We start from the raw sequence: 12,322 nt of genomic DNA on the forward strand, positions 1-12,322 counted from the left end.
AATCCGTCAACTCCTTCTTTACTACTCATCGCCGTTTCCGGTGATCCTCAACTGCCGCAGTGACTGCGTCTCATTGGGGAGGCGAACTATAGCAAAGCGCCCCGGGAGTAGCAAGGCTTTTCCCGGGTATTTGCGGCCAACTGCTACAATTTCGCCCCCTCAGCGCAAATTCGCGTCCCACCATAGAAGATTCACCATGAAACAACAAGCTCAAGGATCAGGCCTGACCCTGAAACGGGCTGGCTTTACCACTGGCTTCGGCGTACTCGCCGCCACCCTCGGTTCCGCAGTCGGTCTCGGCAACATCTGGAAGTTCCCCTATCTGACAGGCGCCAATGGCGGCGCCGGCTTCCTGCTCATCTATCTGCTCGCTACCTTATTAGTGGGACTGCCTGTGATGATCGCGGAAATCACCCTCGGACGCCGGGCCAAGGTCAATCCCATCTCGACCATGGAGCAGTTGGCACCGAAGGGCAAGCCCTGGTGGCTGGTCGGCGTCATCGGCATGATCGCCGCCTTCCTGATCGTCGCGTTCTATTCGGAAGTGGTGGGCTGGGTGTTCGCCTATATTGCCAAGGCCATCGATGGCTCCATTCTCAGCAGCGACAAACTGGTGACGGAAGCGGCCTTCGCCTCCCTGATCAGCAATCCTCTGCAATCGCTGTTGTGGCAATGGGGCGTGCTGCTGTTTATCGGCGGCATCTTGATGCTGGGCGTGACCAAGGGCATCGAAGCGATCGCCAAGAAACTCATGCCGCTGCTGTTCCTGCTGCTGCTCCTGCTCTGCGCGGTCAGCCTGTCGCTCGATAAGGCGGGCGAAGGCCTGGCATTCCTGTTCCGTCCTGATTTTTCCAAGCTGACAGCTTCCGTCGTGCTGACAGCCATGGGCCTGGCCTTCTTTAAATTGTCTGTCGGCATGGGCACGATGATGACCTACGGCAGCTATTTCCGCGATGACCAGAATATCCCCGTCACGACCTTGCGCGTGATGGCGGCCGACCTCGGTGTATCAATGCTGGCCGGCATCGCCATCTTCCCCGCCGTGTTCACATTTGGCTTCGCACCCAGCGCGGGACCGTCGCTGGTGTTCATCACCATTCCGGCCGTGTTTTCGCAAATCCCCATGGGGCAAGTCCTGATGGTGGTGTTCTTTATCCTCGCCGCCGTCGCCGCCACAGGGGCGATGCTGTCGCTGATGGAAGTGCCCGTGGTGATTTTCCATGAACGCTTTGGCTGGACACGCACCAAGGCAACGGTCGTGACCATGCTGCTGCTGGCCGTGCTCGGTTCCGTGTGCGCGCTGAGTAACAGCACCCTGGCGGCCTTCAAGCTGTTTGATTTGAATATGTTTGATCTGTTCGACTTCGTCTCATCGAATATCTTCTTGCCCGTGGGCGGCATCGCGATTGCCTTGTTTACAGGCTGGGCCTGGGGCAAGCAGCATTTCATCGATGCGATCAGCAATCACGGCCAGTTGCAGAACAGACAACTGGCACATGTGCTGCTGTTCCTGCTGCGCTTTATCTCGCCCGTGCTGATCCTGATCGTGATGCTGAAGGGTTTGAAAGTCTTTTAATCAGAGTACCCGGGTGTAGGTCTGGCGCACCAGCACCCGGTCGCCGCAATCGAAATGCCACCATTCGCTGTTGATGCCGAAGAAGCCCGCCTGGAACATGGCCTCGCGCAACAATCGGCGATTGTCCACTTGCTGCTCCGTAATTTCTCCCCTTTCCCGCATCACCAGCTCCAGCGCTGGATGCGAGCGCTCACTCAGGTCATCAAAACCCGTGCCCATGTCCAGTTCCTGCCCGTCCGGGCCGACGATGGTGATGTCGAGCGCCATGCCGAACGAGTGGATCGAGCCACGCGATGGCTCGGCGATGTAGCCGAGCAACTCCGTTCCCTGCAGCGCATCCCATAGTTGCTGCTGCACCCGCTGCGGACGCAGGGCGTCGAGCACCAGCAGATGATGATCGGGCCGCCGCTCGGCCAGCCAGGCCACGGCTTTCTCCAGCGCCACTGCCGCATCGCGGTGCAGCCAGGCGCAATCGATGGGGCTGTATAAGTCGCGGCCGACAAAATTGTCGGGCGTGGCATAGCGCAAATCGACGGCGATGCCGGCGATGCTGCTCAGATGACGAAATTGCAGATCGCTGCCGACCGCTTCCAATTGCAAACTTGCAACAGACATCAGACTCCTCTTTCCAGGCAATTGCGCGCCGCCACGCCGATGCTGTCGGCCAGGCGCCGCGCGCCATGCGACAGCGGCGAATGGCTCGCCGTCAATAAATACAGTTGGATCGGTATCGTGGGCGCCCAGGGACGGCGCTGCAGCCGCTCGGGCGAGCCGGACGCGGCCGTAAACGGATCGACCACGGCCATGCCGGCGCCCGCTTCCACCAGCGAACGGGCGATTTGATAAGTTTGCACTACGGTGGAAAACACGGGGTGGATATCCTGCGCCTCGCAGGCGGCGATCACCAATTCGCCTAGCGGATCGTTGTCCGTATGGCCGATCAGCTCGCCGTTCAGGCCATGCGCCGTCAACGGGGTGCCGCAATCGGCCGCGCGCCAGGTGCCGGCCGGCGCGATCACCGTCATGACGCCCTGCGCGATCGGTTCGGCCACGATGCCCGGATGGCGCGGGTCTTGCAGCGACACGGCCAGGTCCGCTTCACCGAGGCGCAAGGTATTGACGATCTCTCCCGTGTGATGTGTGGCCAGCTGGCAACGCGTGTGGGGAAAGTCGCGTCGCCACTCCGTCATGGCAAATGGCAAGACGCTGATGGCAATCGTCGGCGTGGAGACCAGGCGGATGGTTTCCACCGCATGCCCCTTCAGGCTGGCCGCCAGGCGGCGGATGCCCAATAAATCGCGGTTGAGCTTTTCCGTCTCGACAAACAGGCGGTGCGCCTCGGGTTTCGGGTACAGCTTGCCCCGCACGCGCTCGAACAGCGGCATGCCCAGTTGCAACTCGCAATGCTGCAAGACCTTGGTCACGGCCGGCTGCGAGATATGCAGCACCTGGGCGGCGCCGCTGATGGTGCCAACTTGCATGATGGCGTGAAACACTTCGATATGACGCAGCCGCATGAGCTATTCCTTTACCTTGCCGTGGCCGCCTGGGCCGTCAACGTTCAGCATATAAGAAAAAGTCATGGGCTGGAACGGCTATGCTACTTTGCAACAACAGCTGGCGCCGGCGTCGTCAGCACTTCCAGCAAGGCCGCCGTTTCGCCGTCGGGTGTGCCGTCAAACAAGGTGTTGCGATATTTCATCTGGAAGGCGATCAGCACATTGCGCGTCGCCTCATCGAACACGCCCGTATTCGGCGTCGCATAGCCGTGCTGGGCCAGCTTTTTCTGGAACCAGACGGCGTCCGGTACTTGCTGCTCAAAAATGAGGCGCTGCGCGGCAACACGGTTCGCATCGGGCCAGACGATCAGGCCCGCATCGGCCAGCTGGCGCCAAGGAAACAGCGGACCCGGGTCCTGCTTGCGCTGCGGGGCGATCTCGTTGTGACCGAGGATATTTTCCGGCGCGATGTTGTAGCGGGCTTGGATATCTTTCAACAGTGGAATCAACTCATCGATCTGTGCCTGGGGAAACGGATACCAGAGACGGCCTTCCGGCGTGTCCTTGTAGCCAGGGTTGACGATCTCGATACCGATCGAGCTGACATTCAACTGTGTATAAGTCTTCCAGTTACTCACACCCGCGTGATTGGCCTGGCGCGATTCGTCGACCAGCACGTAAAACTTCGGCTTGTCCGTGTCCGTCAGCAAATAATGGCTGCTGACCACTTGTTCCGTCAGGATCTTGATCGAACGGGGCAGGTCGCTGACCGTGTAATGGATGACGATGAATTTCACGCGCGGGCTCTGGCTGCGCGCGTTCAAACTATGGTCGAGGTGCGGCGCGGGCGTGGTACAGGCGGAGAGCAGGGCCACCAGCAGGGCGAGGGCGATTTTTTTCATGAAAGATCCGTGTTCGGGTTAATAAAATGTTCAGTATTGGCCTGTGTATTGACCGCCGCCTTGACGGCTATCCTGGCCGCCGCGTCATGTGGACGGGCAACTTTCTGTTCCATCGTCAACGATACAGGCAAAGCGGCGCGCATGGCTGACGCGATGGCCGGGTGCAACTGCGCCGCGCGGCCGGCCAGCACCACGGGACGCGGACCATGGCGCGATACCAGTGCCATGGCCAGGCGCGCCAGTTCCTGTCCCGCGCGCTGCAAGATGTCCAGCGCCAACGGGTCGGCATCGGCACTGGCGGCCACGGCCAGCGCCAGCCGGCCGATGGCGCCCCGGTCCTGGCCATACATGAAGGCGCGCGACAATGACCAGTCGCTGCCGCCCAGTTGCGCAAACACGGCCTCGGCCATGGGAGACCTTTGCCAGCTGCCGGGTGCCTCGTCTTCTCGGCGCCAGATGTGGCGCAAAGCTTCGCGCGCGATCCAGTAACCGCCGCCGCCATCGTCGAGCAGCACGCCGCGCCCGCCCGCGCGGTGAAACACGCCCTCCGCATCGATCCAGGCCGCAATCGAGCCCGTGCCAGCGTAGACCAGATAGCCTTCGCCTGGTTCAAAACTGTCGCGATAGGCGATATCGATATCGTTGCCCAAGCGGACGTCGACGGCGTCCAGCGCCAGCAACTCCGCCAGCATGTGCGCCAGCGTCACATCGTCGCCGCCAAAGCCCGTCAGGCCAGCCACCACGGCGCGCGGCTGGCCAATGGCCAGCACAGCCTGAGACAGTTTCGCAAACGTGGCGTGCACGGCTGCGCGGCCCGCTTCGCTGCTCATTTGCAAGGCAGACAAGCCTTCCACGGCCCCGTCCGCCACGATGGCGCCATCCGCGCCGGCCAAAGCCCAGCGCGTTTGCGTGCCGCCCGCGTCGATGCCCAGCCCGAGTACGGCCATGTCAGTATTGATTGCAGGGAAGGAAATCATGGCATGAGTGTAAAGCCAAGCGGAGCTTGCAGGCATGAAAGCTTGCGCATGTTTCATGCCTGCAGGTTATGGATTGCCGGTAAACCAGCAAAATTACTTGGCGGCGACCGTAAACGGTGCGCGCACGGTGACGCGGGGGCTTTCATTGCCGAGGCGGTCCACGGCGCTGACCACCACCGCATTGACTTTACCAATGGCATCGTCGACCAGGGTCAGTTCGCCTTGCACGCCCGTGACCACTGTAAAGCGCCAGTCTTCGCCGTAGCGGGCCCAGACCGCGTACTGCGCCACGGGTTTGCCGCCGCCCGCCGTCAATTTGATGTTCAGGCTGGTGGAATCGCGGCGCAGAGCCAGCACGGGCGTACCCGGTGCTTCCTTGCCCAGCCATGGCGTGGCGGGAATCAGGGCAGGGCTTTGATACACGCTCGCCTTGAGTTGCTCGCTAACACCCTTGCGGTTCTGCATCAGGGGCACCATGCTGAAATGCACTTGGCCATTCGCGCCGGGGCGCGTGCGCGTCACTTCGATTTGCTTGATGATCTCTTGCGGCGTGAAGGACTTGGCGGAATTGTCGATACGGCTCGTGTACAGGCCAGGCCAAACATGGCGGCCATACGGGTTTTGCGCCAGCCAGTAGTCGAGCAGTACGCCAAACGCTTGCGGCGCCTGCGCCACGGGCCAGTACAGCTGCGGCGACAGATAATCGAGCCAGCCCTTGGCCAGCCACAGTTCCGCATCCGCATACAATTTATCGTACTGGCTGAAGCCGACGATGCCGGCAGGGCGGCGGTCCGGGCGGCCGATGCCGAACGGGCTGATGCCGAAGCGCACCCAGCTCTTTTCACGGTGGATGCCTGTATACAAAGCCTCGATCAGCTGGTTGACGTTCTGGCGGCGCCAGGAAGGGCGGTCCAGCTGGCCGCCGGCCAGCAGATATTGCTGCCAGGAAGGCTCATCGGGAAACGGCAGTTCGCGCTTGGCGCCGCCATTGCCCGCGTCCAGCGCGGCTGTTTCGGCCCCCGCACCGGCACCAGGCGCGTCGATCGGGTACGGGTAAAAGTAGTCGTCGATGTGCACGCCATCGATATCGTAGCGGCGCACCACGTCGAGCACCACGTCCGTCGTGTGCTTGGAGGCGGCGGCGTCGCCCGGATCCATCCACAGGTAGCGGCCGTATTGCTTGACGGATGCCGGGTTGGTGGAAGCGAAACTGTCGCGCGCCAGCGGCGACTTGGCCGTCGCGTGACGGGCCCGGTAGGGATTGAACCAGGCATGCAATTCCAGGCCGCGCGCATGCGCCTGGGCCACCCAGAAGGCCAGCGGGTCATACAGGGGCAATGGCGGCTGGCCTTGCTTGCCGGTCAGGTATTCCGACCACGGCTCCAGCTGCGACGGGTAAATCGTGTCGGCGCTAGGGCGCACTTGCAGCACAATCGCGTTCAGATTCAGGGACTTGGCACGGTCGAGAATGGCCAGCGCTTCCGCTTGCTGCTTGGCGACAGGCAAATTGCTGCGGCTGGGCCAGTCGATATTGGCCACCGTCGAGACCCAGGCGGCGCGGAATTCGCGCGGCGCCGGCGGCGGCACTTCACCCGTGATGTGCTGCACGGGCGGCACGGCCGGCAAACCCGCTTCGCCCGGCGTCGCTGCGGAGGGGATCCTGGTGCTGGTACAGCTGCTGAGCAATGTGGCGGTGGCCAGCGCGGCCAATACGCCGGCGCTGGCGCTCAGGCGTTTTTTAAAAGTAGACAACAAAACAATTCCTTGCAGTGGTGAAGCGCAGGTCTATCGGTGCGGGCATTTTACTGTGCGCCCGCCATCCATGCGGGCGCACGGTTCAAAAGAATCAGGCCTCGGCCTTCTTGCCGAATTCGGGATCGATCTTGACCAGCGCAGCCATGATGAAAGCAGGAATGGTGGCGATGCAGACCCAGATAAAGAAGTGCTGGTAGCCGAGCATTTGCTGGATCCAGCCGCTGGCCATGCCCGGCAACATCATGCCCAGGGCCATGAAACCCGTGCAGATCGCGTAATGGGCCGTTTTATGCGCGCCATCGGAGACCATGATCATGTACAACATATAGGATGCGAAACCGAAGCCATAGCCAAATTGCTCTAACGCAATGCCACCGGCGATCACATAGATACTGCTGGGCAAGGCGCTGGCCAAGTAGACGAAGACCAAGTCGGGCAGGTGGACGGACAGCACCATGATCCACAAACAGCGTTTCAAGCCGAAGCGGGAAATGATGAATCCGCCCAGCAAACCGCCCAGGGTCAGGGCGATCACGCCGATGGTGCCGTAGACGAGGCCCACCTGTTCCGTGCTGAGGCCCAGGCCGCCCTTGGCGACAGGGTCGAGCAGGAATGGCGCGGCCAATTTGAGCAGTTGCGCTTCGCCGAGGCGGAACAGCAGCAAAAAGCCGAGGATGACGACAATGTCCTTCTTCTTGAAGAAGGAAGCAAAGGTGGCGATGAATTCCTGCAAGGGAGAAACACCAACGCCCTGGATGCTGGGGCGGTCGTCCTTCGGTTTCGGCAAGACAAAATAGTGGTACAGGAAGAGGGCGATGAACAGGCCCGCCAGAATGGCGAACACGACGGACCAGGCCAGCTGCACATTGCCCGTCGCATGCGTCAGATAGCCGGCCAGATACACGAGGCCGCCCTGGCCGGCGATCATCGCCAGGCGGTAAAACGTGCTGCGCACGCCGACAAAGGCCGCCTGCTGGTGCTCTTCCAGGCCCAGCATATAAAAGCCATCAGCGGCGATGTCATGCGTGGCGGAACTGAAAGCCATCAGCCAGAAGATGGCCAGGCTGATCTGGAAGAAGTGCGGCAAGGAGGTCGTCAGGGCCACCAGCGCCAGCGCGGCGCCGATCACCAGCTGCAAGCCGACGATCCAGAAGCGCTTGGTGCGGTACATATCGATGAAGGGCGACCACAGCGGCTTGATGACCCACGGCAAGTACAACCAACTCGTATAAAGCGCGATATCGGTATTACTGAAACCGTAGTTCTTGTACATGATCACGGACAAGGTCATGACCACTACATAGGGAATGCCCTGGCCGAAATACAGGGAAGGGATCCACAGCCACGGCTTATTTGACGGCTTATTTGCGCGCGCCGCGGCGGTTTGTTTCACTAGCTCCATACATCCTTCGTTGTCTCCCAGACAGAAGAATGCCGCGCCATCGGATCACGCCGCCAGTGCCGCCCGCACACTGCCGTTCGCGCCGGCCAACAATGCCTGTGCCTGGTTTGTGTTGATTTTTTTGATCAAGGCAACAATCGCCACCTTGACGTGATAGTGGCATTGCTCCAGCACGGTTCTGGCCTGCACTTCGCTGGCGCCGGTGGCGTGCATGGTCAGACGCACCGCCCGCCAGATCAGTTTGGCGTTGGTCGGCTTCAAGTCTACCATCAAGTTTCCGTAAGTTTTATGCAAACCGACCATCAGGGCGCTGGAAATCGTGTTCAAGGTGATTTTTTGCGCCGTACCCGCTTTCAGGCGCGTGCTGCCGGATATGACTTCCGTCCCTGTGTCGAGCACGATGCCGCATTGCGCCTCGTGCGCCACGGGGGCGTCCACATTATTGGCGATGCCTATCGTCAAGGCGCCCGCCTGGCGCGCGGCCAGCAAGGCGCCCAGCACATACGGCGTGGCGCCGGAAGCGGCCAGCAAGATCACCACGTCGTTGACGTGCGGCTGCAGGGCCAGCAAGTCAGCCTCGCCTTGCTGCAAATCGTCTTCCGCGCCTTCCACAGCCGTGAACATGGCGCCCGCGCCGCCGGCCAGGATGGCGACGGCCCGCTCGGGCGGCCAGGAAAACGTGGGATTCAATTCAACGCTGTCGAGCACACCCAGGCGGCCGGACGTGCCCGCACCCACGTACAGCAGCCGTCCACCGGCCGCGATGCGGGGCAGGGCGGCCGTGATGGCGGCGGCGATGTCGGGCGACGCCAGCCGCACGGCCTCGACGGCCCAGAACTGGTCATCGACCAGCGCCGCCACCAGTTGCTCCACCGGATACAGGTCCAGATCCGGATGCCGCCGGCTCGGGGTTTCAGTTTTCAACATGATTTCAGAACATGGTTGAAGGTGAAACCAGTTTAATACCAACGAGCAATATCAGCCATGAAAGGTTGGCGGACGGGCATAACGGGAGTTTATGGCTGGTGCAGGCACGTGGTGTAACTACATGTACTTCGATACGCTCCCGTTTGTGTCTATACTTGGGTTCGACGCCAACATCAACGACATCCCCATGATCGCTCGCCAATTGCTGTTCCTGTTTAGCGCCCTTGGCGCCATCAACGGCATTTTTCTGGCCGTCTATTTTTTCAGCCGTCGGCCTCGCTGCCTCGCCGACTGCATGCTCGGCGCATTGCTGCTGGCCGTCGGGGTGCGCACCGCCAAATCCGCCTTCCTCTTCTTCAACCCGGCGATCGCACTCGAATTCCGCCAACTGGGTCTGTCGGCCTGCCTGCTGATCGGTCCCTTGACCTATCTGTATGTGCGCGCTTTCCTGGCCGGGCTCGGACAATTACCTGCTGGACAACAATGGCGATGGCATCTCGGCTTGTCCTTCCTGCTCATTGGCATTGGCGTTGCCTTTCCGTATGCCGCGTATCGTTCTGTGTGGAACCTGTCGAGTCATGCCATTCATGTGTTCTGGCTAGGCTACCTGCTGGCGGCCGCCCGGCTGCTCTGGCAAAGCCGCCGGACATGGTTGAACGACGGACAACGGATGGCGACCAGCAACGTGTTCCTGCTGAGCGTCTTTGCAGGCAGCTGTGTCATGCTGGCGGCGTACGCGAGCACGCCGTTCACGTCCTATATCGTCGGTGCCTTGTCGTTCACCTTCTCGCTGCATGTCGCGGTCATGGTTTTTCTGCTGAGAAAAGAAACCTCGACGCCTGCCGAGCCAAAACAGAAGTACCAGCATAGCCGCCTGACGCACGACGATGCGCTTGCCGTGCTCGCTGCGCTGGAACAACAGATGAGCGGGCAGAAATCCTATCTGAATCCGAATCTGACCCTGGCCCAACTGGCCAAGCGGGCCGGATGCACGCAGGCGCAGGTGTCGCAGGTACTCAATGACAAGCTGGGCAAGAGCTTCAACACCTACGTCAACGAATACCGTATCGCTGAAGCGAAACAGGTATTGACGGGCGAGCCGCAACTGAACATGGATACCGTTGCCGAGCGCTGCGGGTTCAATTCCAGTTCCACCTTCTACTCGACCTTCAAGAAAGTGGCTGGGCAGACTCCCGCCAGCTTCCGCGCCCAATCCAGCCAGGCCGTCCCGGCCGTTTCCGCGTAAAACCGCTCCGGAATCGCCATTCCGGAGTCTGACATCCTGTTTGGCGACATCCATTCCCCTGCGCTTCGCTAAATTATCGACCACCAGCGATCTGAAATAGTCGTTGCTCCGATAAACGAAATTCTTCATGCAGGGTAAAACCATGATCCAGTTTTTAGTGCGAACCGTACTCGCCTGTTTTTTGCTTGGCATCACCGCCGTCGGCACCGCCGCCACCGCGGACCAGGACGAACATGCCATCCAGGAAACCGTGCGCTTGTATCTGCATGGCACCAGCTTCAACGTGCAGGGCGAGATCAACCAGGCCTTCCATGCCAACGCCCGCCTTTACCTGGACGGCAAAGACGATGCGGAATGGGAGTTGAGCGGTCCCGAATACGCCAAACTCTTTAGCGACGAGAAAAAAGGGCAATTCAATGGACGCCACGGGCGGCTGATCAAGGTGGAGGTGAACGGCAAGGTGGCCACCGCCAAGGCCGAGATCCACATTCCCGCACAAGGAGTCCGCTATATGGATGTCTTCCTTTTGAAAAAGATCGCCGGCAACTGGAAGATCGTCAGCAAGTCGGCCCATCGCGAGCCAGCCGCGCGCCACGCACGCAAGGTGCTGCTCGTCGTGTCGAATGTGCATCAATATCCCGGCACAAAAGTTAACGCAGGCAATAATTTTCCCGAGCTTGCCTATACCTATGATGCATTTCGCAAAGCAGGGTACGCGGTCGACTTCGTCAGTCCCGAAGGTGGCGCCGTTCCGTTGGAAATGATCGTCACGTCGGACGCGCTGCTCAAGAAGCATCTGTACGACAGTGATTTCATGTGGGCACTGGCCCATACCAAACCCGTCGCCGAAGTCAGGGCGGACGAGTATGCGGGCATGGCTTTCGTCGGCGGCGGCGCAGCCATCGTCGGCATCCCGGACAACAAGCCGCTGCAGGACATCGCCTTGCGTATCTACGAACAACAAGGCGGGGTGATCGCGGCCATCTGCCATGGCACCGAGGGCATCAAGAACCTGAAGCTCAGCGACGGTACTTTCCTCATCCAGGGCAAGGTGCTCACCTCGTTCCCCGATGCGTTTCTCAACAAGGAATCGCCGGTATACAAAGCCTATCCCTTTTCGGCGGAAGGCAGCATCAAGCGCCAGGGCGGCATATTCAGGCACGGCGCCAGCGGAAAGAGCCACGTCGAGGTCGATGGCCGGCTGGTGACCGGCATGAGCTGGGAGTCGTCCGTCGGCGTGGCGGAATCCATGATCCGCCTGATCGAGCAGTAAGTTTATGGGGCTCGGCGCATTTCCGCCACGAAATCGTAATGGTCGCTGCGGCAATACGAATGCGTGAGTTCCACCGCTTCGCCCGTCTCCAGATAGGCGATGCGCGTGATGAACAGCACGGCCTGGCCATCGGGGATGCCCAGTTGCTTGGCCAGCACGTCCGTCGCATTCATGGCGCGGATGTGCTGCAAGGCGCGCACGGGCGCCTTCTTGATGCTGCTCAAGTATTCATACAGCGAGTCGCCCATGGCGTCCGGGTCCGGCACCACGCTGAACGGCAGCACGCTCACTTCATACGCCATCACCACGTCGTCGGCCAGGCGCAAGCGCTCGAGGCGCGCCACTTTCGTGTTCTGCGCCAAGCCCAGGCTCAGCTGTTCATCGCTGCTGGCGATGACGACTTCGCGCTTGAGCCAGCGCGAGCCGGGGCGGTAGCCGCGCTGCTGCAGCTGCTCGGAAAAGCTCGACAGGTTCGACAGCGGCTGCTCGATGCGCGGGGCAATATAGTTGCCCGAACCACGGCGGCGCACGACGAGGCCTTGCTCGACGAGCTGGTCGATGGCCTTGCGGGCGGTCACGCGCGATACGTCAAGCAGTTCGGACAGGGTACGTTCGGATGGCAGGGCCTGGTCTACCTGGTAGCGGCCGTTGCGTACGTCATCGCTCAGCTTGCGGGCGATCTGCATATATAAAGGCGAATTGTCATTTAAATCGACCTTGAGTTCTACGCTGGTCTGGCTCATACAGTTCTCCTTGTCCTCCTAG

At 60.8% G+C, this 12,322-nt stretch carries 11 protein-coding genes; 3 read left to right on the top strand and 8 right to left on the bottom strand.

Annotated elements, in window-relative coordinates; all coding sequences use genetic code 11:
- The first annotated feature begins 196 nt into the window (after positions 1-196).
- Positions 197-1,576, top strand: coding sequence for a sodium-dependent transporter (locus tag SKZ59_RS12030; RefSeq protein WP_034752406.1), 1,380 nt, complete (start codon positions 197-199; stop codon positions 1,574-1,576).
- On the opposite strand, the gene SKZ59_RS12035 is transcribed toward SKZ59_RS12030, so the two are convergent.
- From SKZ59_RS12035 to SKZ59_RS12065, 7 genes are all read right to left on the bottom strand, one after another.
- Positions 1,577-2,191: a M15 family metallopeptidase gene (locus tag SKZ59_RS12035; RefSeq protein ID WP_051991299.1), complete on the bottom strand. Its 615-nt coding sequence runs from the start codon at positions 2,189-2,191 to the stop codon at positions 1,577-1,579. It lies immediately after the preceding gene.
- On the bottom strand, positions 2,191-3,093 hold the full coding sequence (locus SKZ59_RS12040; protein ID WP_034752410.1) for a LysR family transcriptional regulator: 903 nt from the start codon (positions 3,091-3,093) through the stop codon (positions 2,191-2,193). Before SKZ59_RS12040 ends, SKZ59_RS12035 begins: the two co-directional genes overlap by 1 nt.
- 83 nt (positions 3,094-3,176) lie before the next feature.
- On the bottom strand, positions 3,177-3,977 hold the full coding sequence (locus tag SKZ59_RS12045) for an N-acetylmuramoyl-L-alanine amidase (RefSeq protein WP_034752412.1): 801 nt from the start codon (positions 3,975-3,977) through the stop codon (positions 3,177-3,179).
- Positions 3,974-4,924, bottom strand: coding sequence for an N-acetylglucosamine kinase (locus SKZ59_RS12050; protein WP_319991903.1), 951 nt, complete (start codon positions 4,922-4,924; stop codon positions 3,974-3,976). Before SKZ59_RS12050 ends, SKZ59_RS12045 begins: the two co-directional genes overlap by 4 nt.
- 123 nt (positions 4,925-5,047) lie before the next feature.
- On the bottom strand, positions 5,048-6,709 hold the full coding sequence (locus SKZ59_RS12055; RefSeq protein ID WP_319991904.1) for a glycoside hydrolase family 10 protein: 1,662 nt from the start codon (positions 6,707-6,709) through the stop codon (positions 5,048-5,050).
- A gap of 91 nt (positions 6,710-6,800) precedes the next feature.
- A complete protein-coding gene (locus tag SKZ59_RS12060; RefSeq protein ID WP_070303136.1) occupies positions 6,801-8,111 on the bottom strand; it encodes an MFS transporter in 1,311 nt (436 codons plus the stop codon).
- Between the two features lie 45 nt (positions 8,112-8,156).
- Positions 8,157-9,038, bottom strand: coding sequence for an N-acetylmuramic acid 6-phosphate etherase (locus SKZ59_RS12065; protein WP_034752419.1), 882 nt, complete (start codon positions 9,036-9,038; stop codon positions 8,157-8,159).
- A 121-nt stretch (positions 9,039-9,159) separates the two neighbouring features.
- Here SKZ59_RS12065 and SKZ59_RS12070 point away from each other — a divergent pair, with 121 nt between their 5' ends.
- Together SKZ59_RS12070 and SKZ59_RS12075 are read left to right on the top strand one after the other, a co-directional pair.
- Complete coding sequence (locus tag SKZ59_RS12070; RefSeq protein WP_319991905.1) at positions 9,160-10,284, top strand: helix-turn-helix transcriptional regulator; 1,125 nt, start codon at positions 9,160-9,162, stop codon at positions 10,282-10,284.
- A 127-nt stretch (positions 10,285-10,411) separates the two neighbouring features.
- The gene (locus SKZ59_RS12075) at positions 10,412-11,557 is read left to right on the top strand and encodes a nuclear transport factor 2 family protein (protein WP_319991906.1); all 1,146 of its coding nucleotides are present in this window, start codon (positions 10,412-10,414) and stop codon (positions 11,555-11,557) included.
- A 2-nt stretch (positions 11,558-11,559) separates the two neighbouring features.
- Here SKZ59_RS12075 and SKZ59_RS12080 read toward each other — a convergent pair whose 3' ends face one another.
- Positions 11,560-12,300 carry a GntR family transcriptional regulator gene (locus tag SKZ59_RS12080; RefSeq protein ID WP_034752424.1) on the bottom strand — a complete coding sequence of 247 codons (741 nt, stop codon included), beginning with the start codon at positions 12,298-12,300 and terminating at the stop codon, positions 11,560-11,562.
- Between the last annotated feature and the right edge of the window lie 22 nt (positions 12,301-12,322).

This window comes from Janthinobacterium sp. GMG2 (assembly GCF_033949445.1).
GTDB lineage: Bacteria > Pseudomonadota > Gammaproteobacteria > Burkholderiales > Burkholderiaceae_D > Janthinobacterium > Janthinobacterium aestuarii.

What these genes read in the sequence shown, in the direction of transcription:
- SKZ59_RS12030 (WP_034752406.1), top strand. Translation starts at nt 197, where the DNA reads ATGAAACAACAAGCTCAAGGATCAGGCCTGACCCTGAAACGGGCTGGC.
- SKZ59_RS12035 (WP_051991299.1), bottom strand. Translation starts at nt 2,191, where the DNA reads ATGTCTGTTGCAAGTTTGCAATTGGAAGCGGTCGGCAGCGATCTGCAA.
- SKZ59_RS12040 (WP_034752410.1), bottom strand. Translation starts at nt 3,093, where the DNA reads ATGCGGCTGCGTCATATCGAAGTGTTTCACGCCATCATGCAAGTTGGC.
- SKZ59_RS12045 (WP_034752412.1), bottom strand. Translation starts at nt 3,977, where the DNA reads ATGAAAAAAATCGCCCTCGCCCTGCTGGTGGCCCTGCTCTCCGCCTGT.
- SKZ59_RS12050 (WP_319991903.1), bottom strand. Translation starts at nt 4,924, where the DNA reads ATGGCCGTACTCGGGCTGGGCATCGACGCGGGCGGCACGCAAACGCGC.
- SKZ59_RS12060 (WP_070303136.1), bottom strand. Translation starts at nt 8,111, where the DNA reads ATGGAGCTAGTGAAACAAACCGCCGCGGCGCGCGCAAATAAGCCGTCA.
- SKZ59_RS12065 (WP_034752419.1), bottom strand. Translation starts at nt 9,038, where the DNA reads ATGTTGAAAACTGAAACCCCGAGCCGGCGGCATCCGGATCTGGACCTG.
- SKZ59_RS12070 (WP_319991905.1), top strand. Translation starts at nt 9,160, where the DNA reads ATGTACTTCGATACGCTCCCGTTTGTGTCTATACTTGGGTTCGACGCC.
- SKZ59_RS12075 (WP_319991906.1), top strand. Translation starts at nt 10,412, where the DNA reads ATGCAGGGTAAAACCATGATCCAGTTTTTAGTGCGAACCGTACTCGCC.
- SKZ59_RS12080 (WP_034752424.1), bottom strand. Translation starts at nt 12,300, where the DNA reads ATGAGCCAGACCAGCGTAGAACTCAAGGTCGATTTAAATGACAATTCG.